This window comes from Streptomyces sp. NPDC031064 (assembly GCF_055570965.1).
Genome location: NZ_JBVIGF010000001.1, coordinates 915,933 through 942,299, shown reverse-complemented (window position 1 = coordinate 942,299; position 26,367 = coordinate 915,933). Strand labels below are relative to the sequence as shown.

Sequence of the window (26,367 nt, the reverse complement as noted above, 5' to 3'; positions counted from 1 at the left end):
CCCCGTGACCGTCATATCCTCCTTCACCGGCGACGCCAGCCCCTACGGCGGCGGTGACCCCTACGCCGACTACCGCACCGCCGACTTCCCCTTCACCGGTCTCGTCGACCTCGCCGACCGCCGCCTCGGCGCGGGTGTCATCGCCGCCAACGACGAGTTCTTCGCCGAGCGCGAGAACATGCTCAAGCCCGAGCCCGCCGAGTTCGACCCCGAGCACTTCGGGCACAAGGGCAAGATCATGGACGGCTGGGAGACGCGCCGCCGCCGCGGTGTCTCCGCCACCGAGCCCCACCCCACGGACGACGACCACGACTGGGCGCTGGTACGCCTCGGCGCCCCCGGCGTCGTACGCGGAATCGTCGTCGACACCGCCCACTTCCGCGGCAACTACCCGCAGGCGGTCTCCATCGAGGCGACCTCGGTGGCCGGCTCCCCGTCGCCCGAGCAACTGCTGGCCGACGACGTCGAGTGGACGACGCTCGTCCCGCGCACCGCCATCGGCGGCCACGCGGCGAACGGCTTCTCCGTGGACGTGGAGCGGCGCTTCACGCACCTGCGCGTCAAGCAGCACCCCGACGGCGGCATCGCCCGCCTGCGCGTGTACGGCGAGGTCGCCCCCGACCCGGAGTGGCTCGGCGTGCTGGGCACCTTCGACGTCGTGGCCCTGGAGAACGGCGGCCGCGTCGAGGACGCCTCCGACCGCTTCTACTCACCGGCCACCAACACCATCCAGCCGGGCCGCTCCCGCAAGATGGACGACGGCTGGGAGACCCGCCGCCGCCGTGACAAGGGCAACGACTGGATCCGCTACCAGCTCGTCGAGCAGTCCGCGATCCGCGCCGTCGAGATCGACACCGCGTACCTCAAGGGCAACAGCGCCGGCTGGGCGGCTCTCTCCGTACGTGACGGCGAGGGCGGCGAGTGGACCGAGTTCCTGTCCCGCACCCGCCTCCAGCCGGACACCAACCACCGGTTCGTCCTGCCCGAGCCGGTCGTCGGCACCCACGTCCGCATCGACATCTACCCCGACGGCGGCATCTCCCGCCTGCGGCTGTTCGGCTCGCTGACGGACGAGGGCGCCAAGCGCCTCTCCGCCCGCCACGACGAGCTGAGCTAGCCACCACGACCCGGGCGGCACGACACCCGCCCGTATGCGAGGGCGCACCGGAAGGACAGCACCGGTGCGCCCTCGCGCATGTCCACGGGGCTACGGGACTGCGGGGACCACGGGGCCACGCGGCGTAGCCGCGCCGTCCACCGCGAACTCCGCGTACAGGCCGTCCGCCGCGGGGGTCCGGGGGTGTCCCCCGGAAAGCGCAGCATGTCGGTGTCGACCGGCCCCGGGTGGACGATGTTGGCCGTGATGCCCCGGCCGCCCAGCTCCCGGGCGAGCGCCTTGGTCAGGCCGGTCAGCGCGGACTTGCTCATCGCGTAGAGCGTCCCGCCGGGAGTCGGCACCCGCTGGGCCATGCACGTGCCGATCGTGACGATCCGCCCGCCCCTGCCCATGCGCGCCGCCGCCGCCCGGGACGCCAGGAACACGCCCCGGACGTTCACCGCCAGCACCCGGTCGACGTCGGCGAGCGTCAGGCTCTCCAGCGGGCCGAGCACCCCGACGCCCGCGTTGTTCACCAGCACGTCCAGCCGCCCGCCCAGCGCCTGGGCGGCGCGCTCCACGGCGTCCGCCTGCGCCACCGCGTCCGCCGCGTCGGCCCGCAGCGCGACCCCCCGGCGGCCGGTCGCCTCGATCCCGCCGACCACCGCCCGGGCCGCCTCCTCGTCCCGGACGTACGTGATCGCGACGTCCGCGCCCTGCCGCGCCAGCCGCAGCGCGGTCGCGGCGCCGATGCCTCGGCTGCCGCCGGTGACCAGAGCCGTCCTGCCGTTCATGGTGCCCTCCATGCCGTTCGTCAGAAGTGGTTGCGTGATCAATCACATCGGAGGGGCGGTCCCGGTACCGGCGGGAAACGGACGCCGAATCCGGCGCCCGTCCACCGATGAGTTCTGTGCGGAGGCACGGTCAGCACCTGTGACACACGATGGGAAAGACCCGAACGAAAGGCACCGGCCATGGCCAAGCTGACCCTCACCACCTTCATGACGCTGGACGGCGTGATGCAGGCCCCGGGCGGCCCCGAGGAGGACCGCACCGACGGCTTCGAGTACGGCGGCTGGAGCGTCCCGTTCGCGGACGAGGACTTCGGCCGGTTCATGAACGAGGTGTTCGAGCGGGTGGACTGCTTCCTGCTCGGCCGGCGGACCTACGAGATCTTCGCCTCGTACTGGCCCAAGGTCACCGACGAGAACGACCCGATCGCGAGCCGCCTCAACAGCCTGCCCAAATACGTGGTCTCCCGGACCCTCGACAAGGCCGAGTGGAACAACTCCACCGTCATCAGCGGCGACCTGACCGAGGAGGTCAACCGCCTCAAGCAGGGGCCCGGCCGCGAGATCCAGGTCCACGGCAGCGCCCGGCTCGCCCAGAGCCTCATCGCGCTCGGCCTGCTCGACGAGCTGAACGTGCTGGTGTTCCCGGTCTTCCTCGGCAAGGGCCGGCGTCTGTTCCCGGACGGCGGCGCCCCGACCGCCTTCGAGCTCACCGGCCACCGCACCACGTCCACCGGCGTCACCATCCAGACCTACCGGCCCACCGGACCCGCGGAGTTCGGCACGTACGCGCTCGACGAGTGAGACCCGCGCCGGTACCCAGGCGCGGGTGGGTACGGATACTCATCCGCGCGCCGGCGCCCCGGAGCGACAGTGGGCCCATGACCGACGCACCCTCCCGGCCCGTTCTCCGTGACGCCGGCCTGATCCTGGCCCTGCTGCCCGTCAACGTGCTGATCGGGATGTACGCCTGGCTCGCCGTCGGCATGGAGGGCTGGGCGGCGGGCAAGAACGGGGTGGCTCCCCGGATGCCGCTGGCCGAGCTGCTGGTGTGCGCCGGCCTGACCACCGGCATCGGTGTGGTGCTGTGGCTGTGCCGGGCACGCGGAGCCGCCCTCTTCCAGGTGGTCCCGCTGCTCTTCCTGGCCCTGCTCGGCCGGCAGTGGTAGGGCGCTCCCGGAAACCGCGGCGGTCCTACGCCTTGCGCATCCGGTCGGAGATCATCAGGATCGCGAAGCCGAGCACCGCGATCACGATGTTGGCGAACACCTCCCGCCCGTGCAGGAAGCCCACGTTCTCCGTCAGGTACCGGCTGAACCCCATGAAACGGAACCACCCCGTCAACTCACGCAGTACCCCGCACACGCCGACGACCAGCACCAGCGTGCCGATGACTTCGAGGATCTTCTTCATGCCCACCATCGTCGGCGCCGGCGGCGGGCCAGCGCCTCGGGCGTCGGGATGGCAGCGGGGTCCGGAAGTATGGGACCGGCGCGACTTTGGTAGCGGACCGCGGTCCCGGGGCCCCACCACGGCCCCAGCCCGCATAGCTTTGTCGACATGACGCGTGCGGAGTACCCCTGGCTGCTGCCCTCGGACCTGGCCGAATCGGCCGGCTCCGAGGTCCCCGACGGCCACCCGGCGCGGCGCCGCCGCCGTACCGTACGCGACTGGATCGTCGACACGACCGCCTTCGTCCTCGCCTCGTTCGTCGGCCTCCTCGCCGTCGACGCGAGCAGCCGGCTCGGCAACTCCGAGGCTGCCGTCCTCGGCGACCAGCTCCTCGGCGCCGCCGCCTGCTGCGCGCTCTGGCTGCGCCGCCGGTGGCCCGTCGGGCTGACCGTCACCCTGTCCGTACTGAGCACGGTGGCACCGGCCGCCGGCGGCGCCGTCCTGGTGGCACTCTTCGGCGTCGCCGTACGGGTGCCGTTCCGGCGCCTCGCCTACGTCGGCGGCCTGGCGCTGGTGTGCGGCACCGCCCAGGTGTTCGTGCGGCCCGACCCGACCCTGCACCCCCTCGCGTCGGTCGCCATCGGCGTCGTCCTCATCCTCCTGGTCACCGGCTGGGGCATGCTCGTCCGCTCCCGCCGCCAACTCGTCGTCGCCCTGCGCGAACGCGCCCGCCGCGCCGAGGCCGAGGCGGAACTCCGCGCCGAACAGGCCCAGCGCGCCGCCCGCGAGGCCATCGCCCGCGAGATGCACGACGTCCTCGCCCACCGCCTCACCCTGCTCAGCGTCCACGCCGGCGCCCTCGAATTCCGGCCCGACGCGCCCCCGCCCGAGGTCGCCCGCGCCGCCGGTGTCATCCGCGACAGCGCCCACGAGGCCCTCCAGGACCTGCGCGAGATCATCGGCGTCCTGCGCGCCCCCGGCGACCGCGAGGACGGCGACCGCCCGCAGCCCACCCTCGCCACCCTTGACACGTTGATCGCCGAGTCCCGCCGGGCGGGCATGGAGGTCACCCTCGACAACGGCATCGCCGACCCGTCCGGCGTCCCCGCCGCCACCGGGCGCACCGTCTACCGCATCGCCCAGGAGGGCCTCACCAACGCCCGCAAGCACGCACCCGGCACCGAGGTCACCGTCACCGTGCGCGGCCGCCCCGGCGACGGGCTCACCGTCGGCGTCCACAACCCCGCCCCCACCGGCCCCGTCCCGCACGTACCCGGATCGGGCCAGGGGCTCATCGGGCTGACCGAACGAGCCACCCTCGCCGGCGGCCGCCTCACCCACGGACCCGCGCCCGACGGCGGGTTCGCCCTGCACGCCTGGCTACCGTGGCCCTCATGACCATCCGGCTGCTCATCGTCGACGACGACCCCCTCGTCCGCGCGGGACTCACCTTCATGCTCGGCGGCGCCGACGACATCGAGATCGTCGGGGAGGCCGCCGACGGCACCGACGTCCCCGCGCTCGTGGAGCGCGCCGCGCCCGACGTCGTCCTCATGGACATCCGTATGCCGCGGGTGGACGGCCTCACCGCCACCGAACGGCTCCGCGCCCGCCCCGGCGCCCCCGACGTCGTCGTCCTCACCACGTTCCACGCCGACGAGCAGGTGCTGCGCGCCCTGCGGGCCGGCGCCGCCGGGTTCGTCCTCAAGGACACCCCGCCCGCCGAGATCGTCGACGCCGTACGGCGGGTGGCGGCCGGCGACCCGGTCCTCTCCCCGGCCGTCACCCGCCAGCTCATGACCCATGTGGCCGGGCACCCCGACCGCTCCGGCGCCACCCGGCGGGCCACGGCCACCGCCCGCCTCGACACGCTCGCCGAGCGCGAGCGGGAGGTCGCCCTCGCGGTCGGCCGGGGCCGGACCAACGCCGAGATCGCGGCCTCCCTCTACATGAGCGTGCCGACCGTCAAGACCCACGTCTCGCGGATCCTCGCCCGGCTCGGCCTCAACAACCGTGTCCAGATCGCGCTGCTGGTCCACGATTCCGGGCTGCTCGACAGGGAGGACGGCGCATAAGGTGGACCGATGGACACGGTCGATCTGAGCGCGTACGGCGAGGAGTTCACCGCCGACCCCTACCCGTACTACGCCAAACTCCGCCAGGACGGGCCCGTGCACCACGTGCGCACCTCCGGGGGCGACGAGGCCTGGCTGATCGTCGGCCACGCCGAGGCCCGCGCCGCGCTGGCCGACCCCCGGCTGTCCAAGTCGCCCTCCACGGCCGGGTACCAGATGCTCGACGAGCAGGTCATCGGCCCGAACCTGCTGGTCCTGGACCCGCCCGACCACACCCGGCTGCGCAAGCTCGTCGCCGGCGAGTTCACCGGGCGGCGCGTGGAGGCCCTGCGCCCGCGCGTCCAGCGCATCACCGACGAGCTGATCGACGCCATGGCACCGCACGGCCACGCCGACCTGGTGGGCGCGCTGGCCTTCCCGCTGCCCATCACGGTGATCTGCGAACTGCTCGGTGTGCCCACCGCGGACCGGGACGCCTTCCGCGCCTGGTCCGGCGAGGTCGTGGCACCGACGAGCGCGGAGGCGGAGCGCGAGGCCGTGCACGGTCTCGCCCGGTACCTCGACGAGCTCATCGAGGACAAGCGGTGCGCCCGCCCCGCCGACGACCTGATCTCCACGCTGCTGCGCACCCGCGCGGAGGACGGCGACCGGCTGTCGGCCGCCGAACTGCGCGCCATGGCCTACCTGTTGCTCATCGCCGGGCACGAGACGACGGTCAACCTCATCTCCAACGGCGTCCGGGCCCTGCTGACCCACCCGGACCAACTGGCCGCCCTCCGCGCCGACTTCGGTCTGCTCGACGGGGCGGTGGAGGAGATGCTGCGCCACGACGGCCCGGTCGAGACGGCCACGGTACGGTTCGCCCGTGAGCCGCTGCCGGTCGCGGACGCGGTGATCCCGCCGGGTGCCACCGTCCTCGTCGGCCTCGCCGCGGGCGATCACGATCCGGCCAGGTTCCCGGAACCGGACCGCTTCGACATCCGCCGCGACACCTCCGGGCACCTGGCCTTCGGCCACGGCATCCACTACTGCCTCGGCGCCCCGCTGGCCCGCCTGGAGGGCCGGATCGCGGTGCGCTCCCTGCTGGAACGGTTCCCCACGCTGTCCCTCGACCCCGGCGCCGGGCCCCTGGACTGGCTGCCCGGCCTCCTCATACGCGGCGTCCGCCGCCTTCCCGTCAGGTGGTGACCACCGCACGATGACCGGCTTCGACCTGCCCCTCGCCCGGAAGGTCCTCGACAGCCAGCCCTTCAGCCGGCTCGTCGGCGCCCGCATCACCGCCTTCGGCGACGGCGCCGCCGTGCTGGAGGTGGACGTCCGCGACGACCTGCGCCAGCAGAACGGCTTCCTGCACGGCGGGGTCCTGTCGTACGCCGCCGACAACGCGATCACCTTCGCCGCCGGCAGCGCCCTGGGTCCGGCCGTGCTGACGGCCGGGTTCTCCATCCAGTACGTCCGCCCCGCCACCGGCCGCACGCTGCTGGCCCGCGCCTTGGTGGTCCACGCGGGCCGGCGGCAGGCGGTGGTGCGCTGCGACCTGCTGACGGCGGGCGACGACGGGACCGAGACCCTGTGCGCGGTGGCCCAGGGCACGGTCCTGTCGGCGCCCGGGGCCTCAGAGGGCTGACGGCACCTCGTCCAGCCGCACCGGGCGGCGCTCGCGCCGGGACAGCTCGCACGCCTCGGCGACGCGCAGCGCCTGGAGGGCCTCGCGGCCGTCGCAGGGGTTGGCCAGCTCGCCGCGCGCGAGGTGGACGAAGGCGTCCAGCTCGGCCTCGTACGCCGGGGCGAACCGCTCCAGGAAGCCCGGCCACGGCTTGTCGGCCGGGGGCGGGCCGAGCGGTTCGGTGGAGGTGAGGGGCGTGCGGTCGTCCAGGCCCACCGCGATCTGGTCGCGCTCGCCCGCCAGCTCCATCCGTACGTCGTAACCGGCGCCGTTGCAGCGGGTGGCCGTGGCCGTGGCGAGGGTGCCGTCGTCCAGGGTGAGCAGGGCGGCCGCCGTGTCGACGTCGCCCGCCTCGCGGAACATCGCGGGGCCGCCGTCCGAGCCGGCCGCGTACACCTCGGTGACCTCCCGGCCGGTGACCCAGCGCAGGATGTCGAAGTCGTGGACCAGGCAGTCGCGGTAGAGGCCGCCGGAGAGCGGGAGGTAGGCGGCGGGCGGCGGGGCCGGGTCGGAGGTGATGGCCCGCACGGTGTGCAGCCGGCCGATGCGCCCGGAGTGGACGGCGTCGCGGGCGGCCCGGTAGCCGGCGTCGAAGCGGCGCATGAAGCCGAGCTGGAGCTGGGTTCCGGCCGCCTCGACCTCGCGCAGCGCGCCCAGCGTGCCGGCCAGGTCGAGGGCGATGGGTTTCTCGCAGAAGGTGGGCAGGCCCGCGCGGGCGGCGCGGGCGATGAGCTCGGCGTGGGCGGAGGTCGCCGAGGCGATGACCACCGCGTCCACCCCCCAGGCGAAGACCTCGTCGACGGTCGGCGCGGCCGTGGCGCCGGTGAGTTCGGCGACCTGGGCCGCCCGGCCGGGATCGGCGTCGGCGACCACGAGCGCCCCCACTTCCGGGTGGCGGCTGAGCACGCCCGCGTGGAAGGCCCCGATACGTCCCGTTCCGATGAGTCCGATGCGCATGGCCCCCAAGGTGGTGCCGCCGCCACCACCATGTCAAGCGTTTGTCCTGACAACATGACTTCACAACTTCCCGTCATCATTTCCTCTGGATAGGCTCGGCACGTGCCCAAGCAGACCCGAGCAGCCAGAGAAGAGTCCGGCCCCGTCGTGCGGCTGCCGCTGAGCGTGGACCGCACCAGTCCGGTCCCGCTCTACTTCCAGCTCTCCCAGCAGTTGGAGGCGGCCATCGAGCGCGGGACGCTCACGCCGGGCAGCCTCCTCGGCAACGAGATCGAGCTGGCGGGCCGGCTCGGCCTGTCCCGGCCGACCGTCCGCCAGGCCATCCAGGCCCTGGTCGACAAGGGCCTGCTCGTGCGCCGCCGGGGCGTCGGCACCCAGGTCGTGCACAGTCAGGTCAAGCGCCCGCTGGAGCTCAGCAGCCTGTACGACGATCTGGAGGCGGCCGGCCAGCGCCCGGCCACCACCGTCCTGGCCAACCGCGTCGAGCCCGCCTCCGCCGAGATCGCCGCCGCCCTCGGCGTACCGGAGGGCAGCGACGTCCGGTTCGTGGAGCGGCTGCGGTTCGCGCACAACGAGCCCATGGCCCGGCTGCGCAACCACCTGCCGCTCGGCCTGCTCGACGTGGACACCGCGCTGCTGGAGGACACCGGTCTGTACCGGATGATGCGCGGCGCCGGCATCACCCTGCACAGCGCCCGCCAGTCGGTCGGGGCGCGGGCCGCGACGGTCGCGGAGGCGGAGCTGCTCACCGAGGAGAAGGGCGCCCCGCTGCTGACCATGGAGCGGACCACCTTCGACGACACCGGCCGGGCGGTGGAGTTCGGCTCGCACATCTACCGGGCGTCGCGGTACGCCTTCGAGTTCCAGCTCCTCGTCCGGCCGTGAGGTCACCGTAGGCCGTCGCGTAAGAATGTTCGGACAAAGTATTGACGGGCCCGCCGCGCCCCCGTAGAAACTCACCCAGCCGCAATCGGGCGGCGCCGGGGAGACAAGGCGGACACACGATGCGAACCACCCGCACGGCGGCAGCGGCCCTGCTGACCGCAGTCGCACTCACCGTCACCGCCGTCGGATGCAGCAGCTCGGGCGGCAAGGAATCCGAGAACAAGGCCACGAACACCTCCGGTGGCGGCAAGCCCGCCGCCACCGCGCGCATGACCATCGCGATGGTCACCCACTCCGGCGAGGGCGACACCTTCTGGGACATCGTCCAGAGCGGCGCCAAGGTCGCCGCCGCCAAGGACAACGTCGAGTTCCTCTACGCCGCCAACAAGGAGGGCAAGGAGCAGGCCGCGCTCATCGACTCATACGTGGCGAAGAAGGTCGACGGCCTGATCGTCACCCTCGCCAAGCCCGAAGCGGTCAAGGCGTCCGTCGCCAAGGCCGTCGCCGCCGGCATCCCGGTCGTCACCATCAACTCCGGCGGGCAGCACTCCAAGGCCTTCGGCGCGATCAGCCACATCGGCCAGGACGAGGCCGTGGCCGGCGAGGCCGTCGGCGCCGAGCTGACCGCACGCGGCAAGAAGAAGGCGCTCTGCGTCATCCACGAGCAGGGAAACGTTTCCCTCGAAGAGCGCTGCGCCGGGGTGAAGAAGACCTTCAAGGGCACCGTGGAGAACCTCAACGTCGAGGGCACCAACATGCCCGCCGCGACCTCCTCCATCGAGGCCAAGCTCCAGAGCGCCAAGGACATCGACGCCGTCGTCACCCTCGGCGCCCCCTTCGCCGCCGCCTCGGTCAAGGCCAAGCAGAGCGCGGGCTCCGGCGCCGAGATCGACACCTTCGACCTCAACGCGGCCGTCGTCGCCCAGCTCAAGGCCGAGCAGATCGGCTTCGCCGTCGACCAGCAGCCCTACCTCCAGGGCTACCTCGCCGTCGACGGGCTCTGGCTCCACAAGGACAACCTCAACGTCATCGGCGGCGGCAAGCCGGTCCTCACCGGCCCGGCCCTCGTCACCGGGAAGGACGTACCGGTACTGGAGGAACTGACCGCCCGCGGTACCCGATGAAATCCGGGCACATCACCATGACCCATACTTGGCCAGTCGTACGACAGCAAGCACAGCAAGCACAGCAGCAAGAGGGGCACGGCGTCGTGGCAAGGGTTCGGACAGGAGTACGCGCGCTGCGCGCGGTGCTGGCGACGGTCCTCGGAGTGTCCCTCGCGGGAGCCGCGGCCGGATGCAGCGCCACCGGCGGAAAGCGCGCCGAGGACGCCCGCAAGGCGGCCGCCGCCGAGGGCCGGGCCGCCGTGAACACCCCGAAGTGGACCATCGCCATGGTCACCCACTCCGGGGACGGCGACACCTTCTGGGACATCGTCCAGAACGGCGCCAAGCAGGCCGCCGTCAAGGACAACATCAACTTCCTCTACGCCCACAGCGACGAGGGACAGCAGCAGGCCCAGCTCGTCGACTCCTACATCGACAAGAAGGTCGACGGCCTGATCGTCACCCTCGCCAAGCCCGACGCCATGAAGGCGTCCGTCGCCAGGGCCGTCAAGGCCGGCATCCCCGTCATCACCGTCAACTCCGGCTCGCAAGCGTCCAAGGCGTTCGGCGCCCTCACCCACATCGGGCAGGACGAGACCATCGCCGGCGAGGCCGTCGGCGACGAGCTCGACGAGCGCGGCCGCAAGAAGGCCCTGTGCGTCCTGCACGAACAGGGCAACGTCGGCCACGAGCAGCGCTGCGCCGGGGTGAGGAAGACCTTCGGCGGCGACCTCCAGAACCTGTACGTCGACGGCACCAACATGCCCGACGTCCAGGCGTCCATCGAGGCCAAGCTCCAGACCGACCCCTCCATCGACGCCGTCGTCACCCTCGGCGCGCCGTTCGCCGACGCCGCCGTCCAGGCGAAGAAGACCGCCGGGTCCGACGCCGAGATCGACACCTTCGACCTGAACGCCAAGGTCGCCGCCGGCCTCAAGGCGGGGCAGCTCGGCTTCGCCGTCGACCAGCAGCCCTACCTCCAGGGGTACGAGGCGGTCGACCTGCTGTGGCTCTACCGGTACAACGCCGACGTGCTCGGCGGTGGCAGGCCCGTCCTCACCGGGCCGCAGATCATCACCGAGAAGGACGCCGCCGCGCTGGCGGAATTCACGGAGCGAGGAACCCGATGACCGCGACCGCACCACCCGTGAAGGACGGCACCCCCGCCGACGAGCGCCTGCTGCGCACCTCACCGCTGCGGGGGCTCCTCGGCCGCCCCGAGCTCGGCTCCGTCGTCGGAGCCGTCGCCGTCTTCCTCTTCTTCGCCATCGTCGCCGACAGCTTCCTGAAGGCCTCCAGCTTCGGCACGGTCCTCTACGCCGCCTCGACGATCGGCATCATGGCCGTCCCCGTCGCGCTGCTGATGATCGGCGGCGAGTTCGACCTGTCGGCCGGTGTGCTGGTGACCAGCTCGGCGCTGATCTCGTCGATGTTCAGCTTCCAGATGACCGCCAACGTCTGGGTCGGCGTCGGCGTGTCCCTCCTGGTCACACTCGCCGTCGGCGTCTTCAACGGCGTGATGCTCACCCGGACCAAGCTGCCGAGCTTCATCATCACGCTCGGTACGTTCCTGATGCTGACCGGCCTCAACCTGGGCCTGACCAAGCTGATCAGCGGCACCGTGTCGACCAAGACCATCGCCGACATGGAGGGCTTCACCTCCGCCCAGGCGCTGTTCGCCTCCCAGTTCTCCCTGGGCGGCATCGACATCAAGGTGACCATCCTGTGGTGGTTCGCCCTGGTGGCCGTCGCCACCTGGATCCTGCTGCGCACCCGCTTCGGCAACTGGATCTTCGCGGTGGGCGGTGGCGCCGACGCGGCCCGCGCGGTGGGCGTCCCGGTCCGTACGACGAAGATCGGCCTCTACATGGGCGTGGCGTTCTGCGCCTGGGTGTCGGGCCAGCACCTGCTGTTCTCGTTCGACGTCGTCCAGTCCGGCGAGGGCGTCGGCAACGAGCTGATCTACATCATCGCGGCCGTCATCGGCGGCTGCCTGATCACCGGCGGATACGGCTCCGCCATCGGCTCGGCGGTCGGCGCGTTCATCTTCGGCATGACCAGCAAGGGCATCGTGTACGCCGAGTGGAACCCGGACTGGTTCAAGTTCTTCCTCGGGGCGATGCTCCTACTCGCGACCCTGCTCAACGCCTGGGTCCGCAAGCGCGCGGAGGCAACGACATGAGCACCCCCCTGGTGGAGCTGGACGACGTCAGCAAGTACTACGGCAACATCCGCGCCCTCGAAGGTGTCTCCCTGGAGGTCCACGCGGGCGAGATCACCTGCGTCCTGGGCGACAACGGCGCCGGCAAGTCCACCCTCATCAAGATCATCGCCGGGCTGCACGCCCACGACGGCGGCACCTTCCGCATCGAGGGCGAGGAGACCGCCCTCGCCTCCCCGCGCGAGGCCCTCGACCGGGGCATCGCCACCGTCTACCAGGACCTGGCCGTCGTGCCGCTCATGCCGGTCTGGCGGAACTTCTTCCTCGGCTCCGAGCCCACCAAGGGCGCCGGCCCCTTCAAGCGCCTCGACGTCGGCCTCATGCGCGAGACGACCCGCGCCGAGCTGCTGCGCATGGGCATCGACCTGCGCGACGTCGACCAGCCGATCGGCACCCTGTCGGGCGGTGAGCGCCAGTGCGTGGCCATCGCCCGCGCGGTGTACTTCGGCGCCAAGGTGCTCGTCCTCGACGAGCCGACGGCGGCGCTCGGCGTCAAGCAGTCCGGCGTGGTCCTCAAATACGTGGCGGCCGCCCGCGACGCCGGGCTCGGCGTGGTGTTGATCACGCACAACCCGCACCACGCGTATCTGGTCGGTGACCGGTTCGTGCTGCTGAAGCGCGGCGTGATGTCGGCGAGCCACACCAAGGACTCCGTCACGCTCGACGAACTCACCCGCCAGATGGCGGGCGGCAGCGAGCTGGAAGACCTCCGCCACGAGCTGGAGCGGGCCCCCGCCCCCGCCCGCGTCGGCGGCCACGAGGTGCCCCCCGACCCGGCTCCCTGACCCCGGCGCACCGCCGCCCCCGACCGCGTACCTGGCAGAATCGGGGGCGGCGGGCGCCGTCCGCCGCCGGTCGGCCCCCCCACGCACCGCCCGGCCCCACCCCCCACAAGGGACGACAGGACACGTGAGCACGTACCGCGACATCGCACACCGCGGCTCCGCCCGCGCCACCGTCCTGCGCAACGTCTCGGCCCGCGAGCGCCGCTCGCACCTGACCGCGCCCCGCGTCCCCACCGTCGGCATCGACATCGGCGGTACGAAGGTGATGGCGGGCGTCGTCGACGCCGACGGCCAGATCCTGGAGCAGATCAAGACCGAGACGCCCGACAAGTCCAAGAGCGCCAAGGTCGTCGAGGACACCATCACCGAACTGGTCCTGGACCTCTCCGACCGGCACGACGTGCACGCCGTGGGCATCGGCGCCGCCGGCTGGGTCGACGCCGACCGCAGCCGCGTCCTGTTCGCCCCCCACCTGGCCTGGCGCAACGAGCCGCTGCGCGACTCCCTCCAGGCCCGGCTCGCCGTCCCCGTCATGGTGGACAACGACGCCAACACCGCCGCCTGGGCCGAGTGGCGCTTCGGCGCCGGCCGTGGCGAGGACCACCTGGTCATGATCACGCTCGGCACCGGCATCGGCGGCGCGATCCTGGAGGGCGGCCAGGTCAAGCGCGGCAAGTACGGCGTCGCCGGCGAGTTCGGCCACATGCAGGTGGTGCCCGGCGGCCACCGCTGCCCGTGCGGCAACCGCGGCTGCTGGGAGCAGTACAGCTCCGGCAACGCCCTCGTCCGGGAGGCCCGCGAGCTGGCGGCGGCCGACTCGCCGGTCGCGTACAACATCATCGAGCGCGTCAAGGGCTCCGTACCCGACATCACCGGCCCGCTGATCACCGAGCTCGCCCGCGAGGGCGACGCGATGTGCATCGAGCTGTTCCAGGACATCGGCCAGTGGCTCGGCGTCGGCATCGCCAACCTGGCCGCCGCCCTCGACCCGTCCTGCTTCGTCATCGGCGGTGGCGTCAGCGCCGCCGACGACCTGCTCATCGGCCCCGCCCGGGACGCCTTCCGCCGCCACCTCACCGGCCGCGGCTACCGCCCCGAGGCCCGCATCGCCAAGGCCCAGCTCGGCCCCGAGGCCGGCATGGTCGGCGCCGCCGACCTCGCCCGGCTGGTCGCCCGCCGCTTCCGCCGCGCCAACCGCCGCCGCCTGGAGCGCTACGAGCGCTACGAGCGGTACGCCCAGGCCCTCCGCAACGGAGGCAGCACCCGAACCCCCCAGGAACCGTAGTCATGTCAGTGATGTCCGTGCTGAACCAGCCCGCGTCCCCGGAGGAGCGGCGGCGCATGATCCGCCGCCGGATCCTGACCGCCGTCGTCATCGTGCTGCTCATCGGCATCCCGGCCGGCTACCTGGTGATCTCCGCCCAGCAGAGCCGCGCCAGCGGCCGCGACAAGGAGGCCGAGTCCTCCGTCACCGGCCTCCGCGAGAGCTGGCCCTCCAAGATGAAGCGCCGCGTGTTCGAGGTGCCCATCCCGGCCGGTTCCACCGAGGTCGCCTACTTCGAGACGAGCAACTGGAAGTCCAGCAGGCTGTACGTCGAGTTCACCACCAGCGGGACGGGGCTGGACGACTTCCTGAACGACGTCGGGACGAGCCGCGCCGCGCTCGACGCCGAGGACGTCACCATCAGCGAACGCGACGCCCGCACCGTCGGCTGGAAGTTCCCGGCCGGCCGCGACTGGTCGGCCACCACGCACCGCCAGAAGGACCCGCGCCCCAGCCAGGACATCACCGTCGACCTCAGCGACCCCGCGGCCCCGCGCGTGTACGTCGTCTCCACCGCGACCCCCTGACCGGCGGCCTCCCCCGCCCGACGTAAGATCACGACACGGATCGCGGAAGAGACGGGAGGCCGGACTTCCATGCCTGACAGCCGAGTTGTGCTCATCACCGGCGGAGGAACGGGCATCGGCGCGGCCACCGCGCGGCTGCTGCGGTCGGCCGGGCACGAGGTCGTCATCTCCGGGCGACGGCCGGATCGGCTGCACCGCGTCGCCGAGGAGACCGGAGCCTTCGCCTGTCCGGCCGACACCACCGACCCGGACGCCGTCCGCCACCTCGTCGAAGCCGCGGTGGAACGCCACGGCCGGCTCGACGGTCTGGTCGTCAACGCGGGGACGGGACGCGGCGGGGGAGTGGGAGAGCTGTCCGACGAGGACTGGGACACCGTCCTGCGGACCAATCTCACGGGGCCCTTCCTGGTGATGCGGGCGGCGCTGCCGCACCTCCTGGCGGCCAGGGGCTCCGTTGTCGCGGTCGCCTCGGTCTCGGCGCTGCGCAACGGCGTGGGCAACGCGGCCTATGCCACGTCCAAGGCGGGGCTGCTCCAGTTGTGCCGCTCACTGGCGGTCGACTACGGTCCTCGCGGTCTGCGGGCGAACACCGTCTGCCCCAGTTGGGTGCGCACCGAGATGGCCGACCGCCGTATGGCCCGCTTCGCCGAGGAGGCCGGGCTGGGCGCCGAGGGCGCCGAGGCCGCGTACGAGGAGGCCACCCGCCTGCTGCCCGCGCGGCGCCCCGGGGAGCCCCACGAGATCGCCGAGGCCATCGCCTGGCTGCTGTCCCCGGCCGCGTCCTTCGTCAACGGTGCCGCGCTCACCGTGGACGGCGGCGTCACCGCGCTGGACGCCGGCACCGTTCCGTTCGACTTCCGCGTCATCCCGCGCGCCGAGGGCGGTTGACCGGTCCAGCCGCTCAGCGGTCCATCATCCGCATCTGCTCCTGGGTGTGGTGCTCGCCCACGGCGGGCGGGAGGGCGTCGAGCCGGGCGAGCTGCTCGGGAGTGAGCCGGACGTCGATGGCCGCCGTGTTCTCCTCGACGCGGGAGACCCGCCGGGTGCCGGGGATGGGCACGACGTCGTCTCCCCGGGCGAGCAGCCAGGCGAGGGCGACCTGCGCCGGGGTGGCGCCGGCCTCGGCGGCGACGGCCTCGATCTCGTCGGCGAGGCGCAGGTTCCGCGGGAGGTTCTCCTTCGTGAACCGGGGGTTGTCCGCCCGTAGGTCGGTGGCGTCGAAGTGCCCGGCCGAGCGGACCGTGCCGGTGAGGAAGCCATGGCCGAGCGGCGAGTACGCCACGAACCCGATGCCCAGTTCCCGCAGGACCGGCAGCACGGCCCCCTCGGGGTCGCGGGTCCACAGGGAGTACTCCGACTGGAGCGCGGTGATGGGGTGGACGGCGTGGGCGCGGCGGATCGTGGCGGGCCCGGCCTCGGAGAGGCCGATGTGGCGGATCTTGCCCTCGGCGACGAGCGCGGCGAGGGCGCCGACGGTGTCCTCGATGGGGGTGTGCGGATCGACACGGTGCTGGTAGCAGAGGTCGATGTAGTCGGTCCCGAGCCGGCGCAGCGAACCCTCCACGGCGGTACGGATGTTCCGCGGGCTGCTGTCCAACTGCCCCGGCCCGCCACCCGAGTGGGAGATCAGACCGAACTTCGTGGCGAGCACCACCCGGTCGCGGCGGCCCTTGATCGCCCGGCCGACGAGCCGCTCGTTGGTGTACGGCCCGTAGATCTCGGCGGTGTCGAGGAACGTCGCACCCAGTTCCAGGGCCCGGTGCACGGCCCGGACGGACTCCGCGTCGTCCGTACCCGAACCCGTGTAGCCGAACGACATGCCCATGGTCCCCAGACCGATCCGGGAGACCTCCAGGTCCCGCAGTTTCGTGTGTTCCATCGGGCGGCCTCCTTGGGGGGCGTCAGGGGGGGTGGGGGCCGCCGGGGGCACCGCCCCTCCGCGCCCGGGAGGGGGCGGGCAGGGAGGGACGGTGCCACCCGGCGGCGGCCGTCACCGCGTCACGCGGCCGGCCGGACCTGCTGGGCGCCGGAGGTCACACCTCGTACTCGACGCCGACGCCGCCGAAGTGGAGCCGGCCCTGCACGACGACCTTGTCGCCGTTGTCGTCGTAGCCGGTCAGGAGGCCCGTCTCCATCAGGCGGACGACGATCTGGGTGCTCAGCTCCTGCCTGCCGACGGCACCGAGGCGCTTGACGAGGGTCCGGTAGCCGAACTCCTCCTCGGCGAGGTCCTGGAAGACCTGCCGGGTCTCCTCGTCCATCGCGTACTGGGTCATGTCGAGCTCCTCCTCGTTGGCCAGCACCTCACGCCGCTCCAGCCGGAAGCCCGTCGGTTCGACCCCGTAGTACGGCTTGAGGACGGCCTTGCCGCCGGTCCACCGGAACCGGCTGATGCTGTTCAGCCGCTTGGTGAGGTCGCTGATCCAGCGCACCCGTGCCGCGTTCAGTTCGGCCTCGCTGAACTCGTCGCTCAGCCCGGGGCGCTGGTGCCGGCCGATGGAGATCATCGTGGACGCCCGGTCGCGGAAGGACGCCACGGTTCCGCCGGAGTCCTCCGGACCGTTGCCGACCAGTTTCTCGAACCACTTCTTGCGGGTCAGGCGCTCGTCGTCGGACTCGGTGATCCGCCGCTTCCGCCAGAACTCGGAGTCGGGCTCGGTGAAGGAGGCGAAGGTGTAGAAGGAGGCGAGGAACTGGTGGTACTGCTCGTAGGCCTCGCGGTAGGTGCGGTTGTACCAGGCGTGCACCTCGTCCCTCTCGTCCCCGTGGTGGGTGATGCGGTCGATGGCCGCGGCGGCGGAGACGGCCGACTGCGAGGCCAGGTGCACACCCTGGGAGAACAGCGGATCGGTGAAGCAGGCGGCGTCGCCGCAGAGGAAGAAGCGGTCCGCCGAGAACACCTCGGTGTCGTAGGACCAGTCGTGCACGATACGGACCTCGTCGACCTGCTCCGCGCCGCCGAGGATGTCCATGGCCTTCACGCACTTCGTGAGGGTGGTCCGGAAGAACTCGTCGGCACCCCGCTCCCGCACCTCGGCGGCCTTGGAGCGGTCCACGACCAGCCCCACGCTGTACAGGTCGTCCTTCACCGGGATCATCCAGACCCAGCCGTCCTCGAACGTGATCGAGTACGTCGTGCCCTTCAGGTCCCCCTGGAACGGGTCCTCCAGCCGGAAGTACGACCACACCGCGAAGTTCCGGTAGAACTCGTCGTACCGGCGTACGCCGAGCTTGCGGGCGAGGGGACCGCCGGAGCCGCCCGCGTCGATGACGAAGTCGCTCTCGGCGGTCACGCTCTCCCCGCCCCGGCGCACCGTGAGCACCACACGGTCGGGGCGGGACAGGTCCACGTCGGTGACCGGGCACTCCTCGAGCACCGTGATCCCGCGGCTCCTGGCTTCGTCGAGGAGGAGCTTGTCGAACTCCTCGCGCTTCACCTGGACCGCGTGGTCGAAGACCCAGGGCCTGACCTTGGGGGCCGCGAACGAGAAGGTCCAGGGGGCCTGGTCCTGCCCCCAGAGGAAGGTCGCCGAGGGCTTCTTCACATAGTTCTGCGCGTCGATCTTCTCCTGGAGACCGAGGCGGTTGAGGATCGACATCGTGCCGGGGAGCAGGGACTCACCGATGCGGTACCGGGGGAAGCGGGACCGCTCGTAGATCGTGACGTCGTGGCCGAGTTTGTGCAGGGTGAGGCCCGCGACACTGCCGGCCGGCCCTCCGCCGATGATTGCGACCTTCGATCGTGCCATCACATTCTCCTTGGGACGAGGGACGGGGACGGGGACGGAATGGTGTGGGCGGGGCTCGCGACGGGGAGGGGCCACCCTCACTCCCCGTCGGCGCCGGGCCGGGTGCGGACCTTCTTCAGGCGGTCCGACATCGCGATTGTGCCGACCACGTTGATCTTCGAGGGCACCTTGAACGGTTCGACCTTGTCGGCGAGGAACTCCGCCACGTGCTCCCGGAGGGCCCGGCGGGTCAGCTCGCCCTTCGGCTTGATGTCGACGCACACGGACTGGCCCGTGATGGCGTTCGGCTTCCCGTACACGACGCAGTCCTCGACGAGGGGACTGGTCAGCAGGACCGATTCGAGTTCGAGCGGGAGGAGCTTCTCGCCGCCGACGTTGATGACCTCCTTGGCGCGGCCCTTGATCCGCAGGTGGCCGTCGGCGCCCTCCTCGACCAGGTCACCGGTCCTGAACCAGCCGTCCTCGGTCAGGGCATCGTCCTTGTAGTTCAGATAGCCGAGGAACTGCGTGCGGCTTCTGAGCTGGAGTTCGCCGTCGACGATCCGGTGCTCCACATTGGCGTCGGAGATCTTGAAGTAGGTACTGCTCGACGATTCGCTCGTGGTGGTGGCGATGCCGGTCTCGCTCGTTCCGAAGGTCTGGAGCAGCCGCACGCCCGGGAAGGTGCGGTTCACCCGCTGGAGCAGCTCCTCGGACATCGGCTCGGTGCCGTAGGTGATCAGGCGCAGGCTGCTGAGGTCGTAGGTGCGGTGGTAGTCGCCCACCATGATCAGGTTGAGGAAGGTGGGGCTGGTGGGCAGGACGAGGATCTTGTGCCGCTCGATCAGCGCACAGATCTCGTCGGGGGTGCGGTGGTGGGGGAGCACCGCGGTGCCGCCGACGAGGAGGGTGCTAAGCAGCGAGTTGATACCGCCGATGTGATCGAACATCAGCACCATCAGGATGTTCAGGGCGTTCGCCCGGCGCCGGGGCCGCTTGCCCAGCTTCTCACCGACGAGGGCGTCGAGGCTGTGGAGGATGACCTTCGGGGCGCCGGTGCTGCCGCTGCTGAGCAGGACGAGCCCGGCGGCGTCCGCGTCGCCGAGCCGCCCGTGGACGGCTCCGCCGCCGGCTTCGCTGCCGGCGCCATCGGCCGCGTCGGGCCCGGTGCCGGCGGCCGGCGACCCGAGGGTGTCGATCTCGATCCCGTCGTCGGTGGTCCGGATGAGGTGGCCCGGCCGGCAGTGCTCGACGAGGGTGTCGAGGGTCTTGTCGGTGAGGGTCACCACCGGCACGACGACGTTCCTGTCGAGGAAGAGCGCGAACAGGGCCGCCACCGAGGCGGCCGAGTAGTCGCCGTGCACGATCACGGCTTCGCGCGGCGCCACCCCGTGTCGCGCCAGCAGTTCCCGCGTGTCGCGGATACGGCCGAGGAGGTCCGCGTACGAGACCGCGGTGCCCCGGTCGAAGAGCGCCGTCCGCGTGCCGAAGTCCTCGAACCTCCGCACAAGTTCGTCACGCATTCAGTGCACACCCCCAAGGAAAATCGTCTCGCCCGTGATGAACCCGGATTTCCGGCCGATGAGGAACTCGACCGGGCCGACGATGTCGGCCATCGTGCACTGCCGGGATATCGCTTGACGCTCTATCAGTTCGTCGATCTTCGGCCGGGGCACGGTTCTCGTCAGTACGGTGTGGATCGGCGGAAGGCCGATTCCGTTGACCCTGATGCCGAAGGCGGCCAGCTCCTTGCTCATCACGCGGACGAGTTGTTCCACGGCACTCTTGCTGGCCGAATAGGCCAACTGTCCTTCGAGGGCCCACGGTACCGCGACCGTGGAGACATTCAGGATCGCCGAGCTGGGCTCGCTCGTCTTCCGCAGCAGTTTGACCGCCTCTCGGCAGCAGTTCAGCACGGCGAAGAAATTGATGTCGAAGATTTTCCGGGAAACCTCGTCCGGAGTCGTCATGAAGTGGTTCATCGACGAGGTGCCGGCATTGTTGACGAGTGCGTCGAGCCGCCCGTACTCCTGCCGGACGCTCCGGAACATCCTTCTGGACTGACCCAGGTCCGCGAGATCCACCTGATGGTGCCGGTAGCGCGGATGGTCGATGGCCGCAGGCCTCCTGCTGCACCCGACGACATCATGGCCGGCCTCGAGGAAGTGCTCCGCGAGCGCCTTGCCGATCCCGGTCCGGGTGCCGGTGATCATGAGAATCATCAGAGGGGCGACCCGCGCTAACCGTGCGCGCCGACGAGTTCCAGCTCCTCCTCGATGAAGCCGATCAGCCTGCGGACGCTGCTGAACGGACTCACCCGGCGGGACACGGCCTTCTCGGAGGTGAGTGACACCTCCACGCCGAATTCGTCCTCCAGGTTCTCCTCGACCAGGGAGAGGAAGGCCACCAGATACATCGACTCGAAGACGCCGGAGTCACCGTAGAGGCATAAGTCGAGCACATTGTCGGTGGGAATCTTCTCCTCGCGCGTCTGGTTTATCTCGTCGAGTGCCGCCACGACGATGCTCTGGATTCGCTCCGTCACAGTCGGGCCTCCATTCAGCAGAGCGGACAGAACAGGCAAGGACGTTTATGTCATAGGGCCTTGGGGTCCGCAAGGCCGTTCAGTTCGTGCGGCTCGCCGGCAGGGGGTGTGCAACTGTCCCGTTCTTTCAGTTGCACAGGGCGCTGATCTGCACACCCTTGCGGGCTTCGGCCGATGTCCACAGAATTCGAAGCCGCCGGGCCCGCAAAGGGCGGTCATGCAAAGGGAAGTGAAGGAAGGGGTGGGCCATGCGCGAACACACGCACAACGACGGGCACATTCAGGTCGCCGGATTACCGGCATTCGACCCGAGCGACCCGGCGGAGAACGCGGTCATCAACCGGCTCGTCGGAAACTGGCACCGGCGCGCGGCCGTCAAGCGCGAAGAACCCGACGTCTACGCCCTGTTCGACCCCGGCCGCCCCGACTTCCGTGAGGACATGGTCCCCTTCCGGTCCCATCCGATCTGGGAGCGCCTCGCCGACGAGACCCGCTCCAGGCTGCTGAGCTGGGGCTGGGTCGCCTACAACCGGAACACGGTGCAGATCGAGCAGCGGATCGCCAACCCGGGCTTCGAGCTGGTCATCGGCGGCGCGTACCCCGGGCTCGGCGGCCAGCAGTTGGAGCTCGCCGTCGCGCAGGCCATGGTCGACGAGCAGTACCACACGCTGATGCACATCAACGGCAGCGCGGTGACACGGCGGATGCGCCGGCGCGAATTCTCCGACCGGGTGCTGCCGGACTCGCACATCACCACGATCCACCAGGCACATCTGGACCGCTGCGAGGAGCAGTGGGAGCGGAGCCTCACCACGCTGGGCTTCGCGACGGTCGCCGAGATCTCGATCAACGCCTACCTCGACCTCCTGGCCGACGACCAGGACATCCAGGTCGTCAACTCCACCACGGTGAGACTGCACAACCGCGACGAGTACTGCCACGCCTCGATCTCCGGCGAGATGATGAAGCAGGTGTACGAGGCGCTCCCGGCGGACCGGCGCCGCTTCCTCCTGGAGAAGGTCGTCGCGGGCCTCGAAGCGTTCGTCGCCCCCGACTTCACGACCTGGGAGACCATCGTCGCGTTCGAGGGCGTCCAGGGCTGGGAGAAGGCAGCCGCCGAGGTGCGCGAGAGCCAGACCGGCACCCACTTGGTGCAGGACCACTCGGGCATCCACGGCCTGCTGGCGGAGCTGGACGTGCTCGATCAGGTCGAGTTCGACTGGGGCACGACGGTGGCCCGGTGACCGGCGGCACCCGTGCGACGGCACCCCCCATCGGGCTGCGGCCCGCCGCCGTCGCCGTACGCGACATCTACAGCTTCCTCGCCGACCTCGGCCTCGACTGCGACGTCAACCCCTGCACGGCGTTCATCGGCACCGTCCACCCCGGACGGGTCGAGGATCCCGCCGCGTGGCAGGACTTCGTCCGCCGGCTCGGGCTCACCCGGGCGCTCGCGCACCTGGTCGACGTGGCGGAGGAGGACGTGGTCGTCACCCTCGCCCCGCAGCCGGGACCGGTCGACGGCGGCCTCGACGAGCTGGCGGAGCTGGTCACCGCGTACCACAACTCCCACCCCCTGCGGCTCGACGAGGCGGTGCACCTCGCGTACTGGCCCCACACGAACGGCGAGTACGTCGTCTTCGTCAAGTTCAGCCATCTGATCGTCGACCTGTCCGACGTGGTCGACCTGCTCCGGCACATCAGGGCCCACCTGCGCGGCGAGACCCAGATCCGGATCGGCACCCGCTACCGCCACCACGAGAAGACCGTCGAGCGGTACGCCGGCCTGCCGGCCGCCGACCCGGCACACGTCACCCGGGTCCTCGGCGACCTGCCGGTACCGGGCCGCAAGGGCATCCCGACCATCTCCGCGTCGACGGAGGAATGGCTCCCGCTCCGCGAGGGCGTCACCTTCGACGAACTGCTCAGCGCCGTCACCTCCGCCCTGCTCCCCACCATCGGCGGCGGGATGGTGCTCCAGTACCCCTTCTCGCGCTGGGAGTTCGCGACGAAGGGCGGCTACTACGTCGAGATCAAGCCGCTCGTCGTGCGGGCCGAGTCGGCCGCCGAGTACACCCCCGACTTCTTCGCGGAGACCCGGCGGGTCCACGAGTCGCTCGGCCGGTTCACGATGTCCGACCTCACCGCCTTCGCGACGGCGTTCACCAGGGGCCGGATGCCCCGCATCGTCGTCTCCGACACCACGTTCATGCGCCCGGAGCCGACCCTGTGGCGCTGGATCCCCGTGCGCAGCGCGCGTGTCTTCGAGGACCTCAAGTTCCTCGCCGACCGGTCCTGGCCGGGCCCGCCGCTGTTGCGCATGCAGTACAAGCGCGGATTCCTCTCCCCCCGGACCGCGGCCGACGTCCTCGATCGGCTGAAGCAGCGAATAGGAGCAAGCGGTGGAACTCTCGGACCTGCTGACTGACCTCTTCCGGCGCCATCACGAGCGCACCGCGCTGCGGACCGCCGGGCGTACCTGGACGTACGGGGAGCTCGGGCGGATCACGAGCACCCTCGCCCGCCGGATCGACCGCGAGTGCGCCGCCGGCCGCCGCGTCCTGGTCGCCGGGGAACACACGGCGGAGGCCGTCGTCTGGGCCCTCGCGGCGATGCGCAGCCACGCCGTCCACACCCCCCTGAACCCCGGGCTGCCCGCCCACCGCTTCGGGGAGTTCGTCCGCGCGGCGGACGCGGGGCTCGTCGTCTGCTTCGACCGCGAGACGTCCGTACGGGCCGAGGAGGCGGGAGCCCGCGCCCTGTACGCCGGCGACGTGGGCCTGCCCGCCGACCCGGTGACCACGGACGACGCGGCGGCGGCCGTGCCCGCCGGGCACCGCTCCCGCGTCGCGTACTCCATCTTCACCTCCGGCTCGACCGGCGCCCCCAAGCTCGTCGACGTCGGCCACGGCGGTCTGCTCAACCTGTGCCGCTCGCTGCGGCGCCTGCTCGACATCACGCCCGACGACGAGGTCCTGCACTTCGCCTCGCTCTCCTTCGACGCCTCCATCAGCGAGATCCTCGGCACCCTGTACGCGGGTGCGACCCTCGTCGTACCGGTGCGGGACGGGACGTCGTGGCTGGGGTCCGTCTCCCGCCACCTCGCCGCCCACGGCTGTGACCTGGCCATGCTCTCGCCGTCCGTCTACGCACGGCTCGACGAGGCGGCACGCCGCCGCATCGGCAAGGTCGAGTTCTGCGGCGAGGCGCTGGGCGAGGGCGAGTTCCACAAGGCGGCCCGCTACAGCCGGGTGTTCAACGCCTACGGCCCGACGGAGGCCACCGTCTGCTTCTCCGTCACCGAGCTGACCGAGTTCACCCCGACCATCGGCACCCCCATCGACGGCTTCCGGGCCCTCGTACGCGACCCCGCCACCGGCGACCACGCCACCGCCGGAACCGGCGAGCTCGTCATCGTCGGCGACGGGGTGGCACTCGGCTACGCCGGCGGGCACGCGGACGAGAACAAGGCGTTCGGGACGGTCGACGGCGCCCCCTCCTACGCCACCGGGGATCTCGTCACCCTCACCGACGACGGCGAACTGTCGTACATCGGACGGGTCGACGAGCAGGTCAAGCGGCTCGGGCACCGGGTCAACCTCGCCCACGTCGAGTCCACCCTCTCCCGCCACCTGGACCGCGAGGCGGCGTTCGTCCGGCAGGGCGACACGATCGTGCTGGCCACGACCGCCGCCGGCGACGACACGGCGGAGTCCCTGATGGGCCGGGTCAGGAGCCTGGTGCCCGTCTGGGAGGCGCCCGACCGGATCGTGCTCGTCGACACGCTGCCGCTGACCGCGGGCGGAAAGGTGGACAGGAACGCCCTGCGGGAGCGGCTCGCAGCCACGGCCTCGGTCACGGACCCGGCCGCGGACCCGGTCACGGACCCGGCGGAACTGCGGCACGTGCTCGGCGTCGTGGCCGCCGTCCTGGGCCGCGAGATCGACCCCGGCATGTCGATCTTCGACGCCGGCGGCAGCTCACTCGCCATGATCCAGATACAGGTCAAACTCTCCGAGACGTACGGCGAGGAGGCCGTCGAGGCCGCGTTCGCCGCGATGGACTACGACTTCTCGCCGGCCGCCTTCCTGCGTCACCTGCGCGGCGAGGCCGCCGCACCGGAGGAGTCCGCCGCCGAGGCGGTCATGCGCCGGGTGGAGGCCGAACTGGCGGCGCTGCGCGCCGAGTTGCCGGGCCTCCGTCGCGAGACCAGGCGCGAGGCCGGACACGAGACCCGGCGCGAGAGGGAGCCGTGGCCCGGGGACGGCGACCCGGCCGTGCTGCTCACCGGCGCCTCCGGCTTCATCGGAGGGCACGTCCTGGACCGGCTGCTGCCCACCGGGCGCCCCGTCCTGGTCGTCAGCACCGGCGACCCCGACCGGGTGCTGACCGAGCACCGCGCGCGGTTCGGGCGGGACACCGCCGCCTACACCCGCGTACGGGCCATCGGCTACGAGGAACTGGAACAGTGGGTGGACCACAGGCGCGGCCCCGCCCTCGACGGCGTGGTGCACTGCGGCTACCAGGTCAACCACCTGCTGCCGCTCGACAGCCAGATGAGCGGCAGCGTACGCAGCACGGCACTGGTCGTCCGCGCCGCGGCCGCCCTCGGCGCCCGCTCCTTCGTCTTCCTCTCGGCCGCCTCGGCCGGGGAGCGCTTCGTCCCCCTGTCGGCGGCGGCGCTGGAGGCCGTGGGCGACCCCTACTCGCGGTCGAAGCTGATCAGCGAGGAGTACGTGAACACCCTCGCCGACCTGGGGTGCGCCGTCTCCCACTACCGCCCGGGCCTGGTCTACGGCCACCGGCCCGAGGACCACGGCTACCTCAAGGACGACTGGTTCACCGGCCTCATCGAGACCGCCCGCCGACTGCGCGTGATGCCGCGCCTGGACGGCTACGTGCCGGTCTGTGACGTCGGCATGCTGACCGACACCCTCCTCGGGGGCCTGGACGGGGGCACGGACTCCCGCTCGGCCGTCGTCGTCCACCGTACGTACACGCTCGGCGAGCTGCTCCACCACGCCGGCCTCTCCGAGACCGACGTCCTGGCCCCGGCCGAGTGGTTCGAGCGGGTGCGGGACGGCGGAGAGGTCCACCCGCCGCTCCTGTCCGCCATGCAGGCGGCGCTCAGCGGCCAGGGCTGGCGCACGCCCCACCGCGAGACCGACCACGACATCATCGGCCGTCTGCTCGGCACACCGCCGACGGCCCCCGAGGCCGGGACCGGCGCCGCCCACGCGCCGTCGCCGCGCTAGCAGAACGGAGCCCG

At 71.5% G+C, this 26,367-nt stretch carries 26 protein-coding genes; 18 read left to right on the top strand and 8 right to left on the bottom strand.

Annotated elements, in window-relative coordinates; all coding sequences use genetic code 11:
- Positions 1-4 precede the first annotated feature (4 nt).
- Positions 5-1,117, top strand: coding sequence for an allantoicase (gene alc, locus ACZ46W_RS04025; protein WP_468330901.1), 1,113 nt, complete (start codon positions 5-7; stop codon positions 1,115-1,117).
- Here the strand turns inward: alc and ACZ46W_RS04020 are convergent.
- Entirely contained in the window at positions 1,114-1,890 is a 777-nt protein-coding gene (locus ACZ46W_RS04020; RefSeq protein ID WP_468330898.1) for an SDR family NAD(P)-dependent oxidoreductase, read from the bottom strand. The two genes, alc and ACZ46W_RS04020, sit on opposite strands and share 4 nt — an antisense overlap.
- A gap of 180 nt (positions 1,891-2,070) precedes the next feature.
- Between ACZ46W_RS04020 and ACZ46W_RS04015 the strand changes: the two genes are divergently transcribed.
- The gene (locus ACZ46W_RS04015; RefSeq protein ID WP_468330895.1) at positions 2,071-2,691 is read left to right on the top strand and encodes a dihydrofolate reductase family protein; all 621 of its coding nucleotides are present in this window, start codon (positions 2,071-2,073) and stop codon (positions 2,689-2,691) included.
- A gap of 77 nt (positions 2,692-2,768) precedes the next feature.
- A complete protein-coding gene (locus ACZ46W_RS04010) occupies positions 2,769-3,056 on the top strand; it encodes a hypothetical protein (RefSeq protein WP_468330892.1) in 288 nt (95 codons plus the stop codon).
- 25 nt (positions 3,057-3,081) lie between these two features.
- Here ACZ46W_RS04010 and ACZ46W_RS04005 read toward each other — a convergent pair whose 3' ends face one another.
- Entirely contained in the window at positions 3,082-3,300 is a 219-nt protein-coding gene (locus tag ACZ46W_RS04005) for a hypothetical protein (RefSeq protein ID WP_468330889.1), read from the bottom strand.
- Between the two features lie 147 nt (positions 3,301-3,447).
- Here ACZ46W_RS04005 and ACZ46W_RS04000 point away from each other — a divergent pair, with 147 nt between their 5' ends.
- Genes ACZ46W_RS04000 through ACZ46W_RS03985 form a run of 4 tightly spaced genes read left to right on the top strand, consistent with a single transcriptional unit; the run spans position 3,448 to position 6,981 of the window.
- Positions 3,448-4,677, top strand: a complete 1,230-nt coding sequence (locus ACZ46W_RS04000) for a sensor histidine kinase (protein WP_468330886.1) — start codon at positions 3,448-3,450, stop codon at positions 4,675-4,677.
- Positions 4,674-5,354: a response regulator transcription factor gene (locus tag ACZ46W_RS03995; protein WP_468330883.1), complete on the top strand. Its 681-nt coding sequence runs from the start codon at positions 4,674-4,676 to the stop codon at positions 5,352-5,354. Before ACZ46W_RS04000 ends, ACZ46W_RS03995 begins: the two co-directional genes overlap by 4 nt.
- 9 nt (positions 5,355-5,363) lie before the next feature.
- Positions 5,364-6,542: a cytochrome P450 family protein gene (locus tag ACZ46W_RS03990; RefSeq protein ID WP_468330880.1), complete on the top strand. Its 1,179-nt coding sequence runs from the start codon at positions 5,364-5,366 to the stop codon at positions 6,540-6,542.
- 10 nt (positions 6,543-6,552) lie between these two features.
- The gene (locus ACZ46W_RS03985) at positions 6,553-6,981 is read left to right on the top strand and encodes a PaaI family thioesterase (protein ID WP_468330877.1); all 429 of its coding nucleotides are present in this window, start codon (positions 6,553-6,555) and stop codon (positions 6,979-6,981) included.
- Here the strand turns inward: ACZ46W_RS03985 and ACZ46W_RS03980 are convergent.
- A complete protein-coding gene (locus ACZ46W_RS03980) occupies positions 6,970-7,977 on the bottom strand; it encodes a Gfo/Idh/MocA family protein (RefSeq protein WP_468330874.1) in 1,008 nt (335 codons plus the stop codon). The genes ACZ46W_RS03985 and ACZ46W_RS03980 overlap by 12 nt on opposite strands.
- A 165-nt stretch (positions 7,978-8,142) precedes the next feature.
- Here ACZ46W_RS03980 and ACZ46W_RS03975 point away from each other — a divergent pair, with 165 nt between their 5' ends.
- The 8 genes from ACZ46W_RS03975 (at position 8,143) to ACZ46W_RS03940 (ending at position 15,713) form a co-directional block, all read left to right on the top strand.
- Positions 8,143-8,862 carry a GntR family transcriptional regulator gene (locus ACZ46W_RS03975; protein ID WP_468332431.1) on the top strand — a complete coding sequence of 240 codons (720 nt, stop codon included), beginning with the start codon at positions 8,143-8,145 and terminating at the stop codon, positions 8,860-8,862.
- A 119-nt stretch (positions 8,863-8,981) separates the two neighbouring features.
- Positions 8,982-9,986, top strand: a complete 1,005-nt coding sequence (locus ACZ46W_RS03970) for a substrate-binding domain-containing protein (protein WP_468330871.1) — start codon at positions 8,982-8,984, stop codon at positions 9,984-9,986.
- Positions 9,987-10,072: 86 nt separating this feature from the next.
- Complete coding sequence (locus tag ACZ46W_RS03965; protein WP_468330868.1) at positions 10,073-11,098, top strand: sugar ABC transporter substrate-binding protein; 1,026 nt, start codon at positions 10,073-10,075, stop codon at positions 11,096-11,098.
- Positions 11,095-12,150 carry an ABC transporter permease gene (locus tag ACZ46W_RS03960; RefSeq protein ID WP_468330865.1) on the top strand — a complete coding sequence of 352 codons (1,056 nt, stop codon included), beginning with the start codon at positions 11,095-11,097 and terminating at the stop codon, positions 12,148-12,150. The genes ACZ46W_RS03965 and ACZ46W_RS03960 overlap by 4 nt, the downstream gene beginning before the upstream one ends.
- Positions 12,147-12,974 carry an ATP-binding cassette domain-containing protein gene (locus tag ACZ46W_RS03955; RefSeq protein ID WP_468330862.1) on the top strand — a complete coding sequence of 276 codons (828 nt, stop codon included), beginning with the start codon at positions 12,147-12,149 and terminating at the stop codon, positions 12,972-12,974. Before ACZ46W_RS03960 ends, ACZ46W_RS03955 begins: the two co-directional genes overlap by 4 nt.
- Positions 12,975-13,098: 124 nt before the next feature.
- Positions 13,099-14,259 carry an ROK family glucokinase gene (locus ACZ46W_RS03950; RefSeq protein WP_468330859.1) on the top strand — a complete coding sequence of 387 codons (1,161 nt, stop codon included), beginning with the start codon at positions 13,099-13,101 and terminating at the stop codon, positions 14,257-14,259.
- 11 nt (positions 14,260-14,270) lie between these two features.
- Positions 14,271-14,825 (top strand): hypothetical protein, encoded by a 555-nt coding sequence (locus ACZ46W_RS03945; protein ID WP_366131081.1) that lies wholly within the window; start codon positions 14,271-14,273, stop codon positions 14,823-14,825.
- 69 nt (positions 14,826-14,894) lie between these two features.
- The gene (locus tag ACZ46W_RS03940) at positions 14,895-15,713 is read left to right on the top strand and encodes an SDR family NAD(P)-dependent oxidoreductase (protein ID WP_468330856.1); all 819 of its coding nucleotides are present in this window, start codon (positions 14,895-14,897) and stop codon (positions 15,711-15,713) included.
- Between the two features lie 13 nt (positions 15,714-15,726).
- Here the strand turns inward: ACZ46W_RS03940 and ACZ46W_RS03935 are convergent, their stop codons facing one another.
- The 5 genes from ACZ46W_RS03935 to ACZ46W_RS03915 all read right to left on the bottom strand — a co-directional run bounded on the left by ACZ46W_RS03935 (position 15,727) and on the right by ACZ46W_RS03915 (position 21,098).
- Positions 15,727-16,704, bottom strand: a complete 978-nt coding sequence (locus tag ACZ46W_RS03935; RefSeq protein ID WP_468330853.1) for an aldo/keto reductase — start codon at positions 16,702-16,704, stop codon at positions 15,727-15,729.
- Between the two features lie 154 nt (positions 16,705-16,858).
- Entirely contained in the window at positions 16,859-18,574 is a 1,716-nt protein-coding gene (cmlS, locus tag ACZ46W_RS03930) for a chloramphenicol-biosynthetic FADH2-dependent halogenase CmlS (RefSeq protein WP_468330850.1), read from the bottom strand.
- A gap of 77 nt (positions 18,575-18,651) precedes the next feature.
- Entirely contained in the window at positions 18,652-20,076 is a 1,425-nt protein-coding gene (locus tag ACZ46W_RS03925; RefSeq protein WP_468330847.1) for a class I adenylate-forming enzyme family protein, read from the bottom strand.
- Positions 20,077-20,766, bottom strand: a complete 690-nt coding sequence (locus ACZ46W_RS03920; RefSeq protein ID WP_468330844.1) for an SDR family NAD(P)-dependent oxidoreductase — start codon at positions 20,764-20,766, stop codon at positions 20,077-20,079.
- A gap of 26 nt (positions 20,767-20,792) precedes the next feature.
- Positions 20,793-21,098, bottom strand: coding sequence for a hypothetical protein (locus tag ACZ46W_RS03915; protein WP_468330841.1), 306 nt, complete (start codon positions 21,096-21,098; stop codon positions 20,793-20,795).
- Positions 21,099-21,346: 248 nt separating this feature from the next.
- On the opposite strand from ACZ46W_RS03915, the gene ACZ46W_RS03910 reads away from it, so the two are divergent.
- The 3 genes from ACZ46W_RS03910 to ACZ46W_RS03900 are packed head-to-tail and all read left to right on the top strand — an operon-like array spanning position 21,347 to position 26,353.
- Complete coding sequence (locus ACZ46W_RS03910; RefSeq protein ID WP_468330838.1) at positions 21,347-22,342, top strand: AurF N-oxygenase family protein; 996 nt, start codon at positions 21,347-21,349, stop codon at positions 22,340-22,342.
- The gene (locus ACZ46W_RS03905) at positions 22,339-23,526 is read left to right on the top strand and encodes a hypothetical protein (RefSeq protein ID WP_468330835.1); all 1,188 of its coding nucleotides are present in this window, start codon (positions 22,339-22,341) and stop codon (positions 23,524-23,526) included. The genes ACZ46W_RS03910 and ACZ46W_RS03905 overlap by 4 nt, the downstream gene beginning before the upstream one ends.
- A complete protein-coding gene (locus ACZ46W_RS03900; RefSeq protein WP_468330832.1) occupies positions 23,501-26,353 on the top strand; it encodes an AMP-binding protein in 2,853 nt (950 codons plus the stop codon). The genes ACZ46W_RS03905 and ACZ46W_RS03900 overlap by 26 nt, the downstream gene beginning before the upstream one ends.
- The last annotated feature ends 14 nt before the right edge of the window (positions 26,354-26,367 follow it).

Excerpts from the sequence above, each read along its gene's own strand:
- ACZ46W_RS04020 (WP_468330898.1), bottom strand. The coding sequence starts at position 1,890 with ATGAACGGCAGGACGGCTCTGGTCACCGGCGGCAGCCGAGGCATCGGC.
- ACZ46W_RS04015 (WP_468330895.1), top strand. The coding sequence starts at position 2,071 with ATGGCCAAGCTGACCCTCACCACCTTCATGACGCTGGACGGCGTGATG.
- ACZ46W_RS04010 (WP_468330892.1), top strand. The coding sequence starts at position 2,769 with ATGACCGACGCACCCTCCCGGCCCGTTCTCCGTGACGCCGGCCTGATC.
- ACZ46W_RS04005 (WP_468330889.1), bottom strand. The coding sequence starts at position 3,300 with ATGAAGAAGATCCTCGAAGTCATCGGCACGCTGGTGCTGGTCGTCGGC.
- ACZ46W_RS04000 (WP_468330886.1), top strand. The coding sequence starts at position 3,448 with ATGACGCGTGCGGAGTACCCCTGGCTGCTGCCCTCGGACCTGGCCGAA.
- ACZ46W_RS03995 (WP_468330883.1), top strand. The coding sequence starts at position 4,674 with ATGACCATCCGGCTGCTCATCGTCGACGACGACCCCCTCGTCCGCGCG.
- ACZ46W_RS03990 (WP_468330880.1), top strand. The coding sequence starts at position 5,364 with ATGGACACGGTCGATCTGAGCGCGTACGGCGAGGAGTTCACCGCCGAC.
- ACZ46W_RS03985 (WP_468330877.1), top strand. The coding sequence starts at position 6,553 with ATGACCGGCTTCGACCTGCCCCTCGCCCGGAAGGTCCTCGACAGCCAG.
- ACZ46W_RS03980 (WP_468330874.1), bottom strand. The coding sequence starts at position 7,977 with ATGCGCATCGGACTCATCGGAACGGGACGTATCGGGGCCTTCCACGCG.
- ACZ46W_RS03970 (WP_468330871.1), top strand. The coding sequence starts at position 8,982 with ATGCGAACCACCCGCACGGCGGCAGCGGCCCTGCTGACCGCAGTCGCA.
- ACZ46W_RS03960 (WP_468330865.1), top strand. The coding sequence starts at position 11,095 with ATGACCGCGACCGCACCACCCGTGAAGGACGGCACCCCCGCCGACGAG.
- ACZ46W_RS03955 (WP_468330862.1), top strand. The coding sequence starts at position 12,147 with ATGAGCACCCCCCTGGTGGAGCTGGACGACGTCAGCAAGTACTACGGC.
- ACZ46W_RS03945 (WP_366131081.1), top strand. The coding sequence starts at position 14,271 with ATGTCCGTGCTGAACCAGCCCGCGTCCCCGGAGGAGCGGCGGCGCATG.
- ACZ46W_RS03940 (WP_468330856.1), top strand. The coding sequence starts at position 14,895 with ATGCCTGACAGCCGAGTTGTGCTCATCACCGGCGGAGGAACGGGCATC.
- ACZ46W_RS03935 (WP_468330853.1), bottom strand. The coding sequence starts at position 16,704 with ATGGAACACACGAAACTGCGGGACCTGGAGGTCTCCCGGATCGGTCTG.
- cmlS (WP_468330850.1), bottom strand. The coding sequence starts at position 18,574 with ATGGCACGATCGAAGGTCGCAATCATCGGCGGAGGGCCGGCCGGCAGT.
- ACZ46W_RS03925 (WP_468330847.1), bottom strand. The coding sequence starts at position 20,076 with ATGCGTGACGAACTTGTGCGGAGGTTCGAGGACTTCGGCACGCGGACG.
- ACZ46W_RS03920 (WP_468330844.1), bottom strand. The coding sequence starts at position 20,766 with ATGATCACCGGCACCCGGACCGGGATCGGCAAGGCGCTCGCGGAGCAC.
- ACZ46W_RS03910 (WP_468330838.1), top strand. The coding sequence starts at position 21,347 with ATGCGCGAACACACGCACAACGACGGGCACATTCAGGTCGCCGGATTA.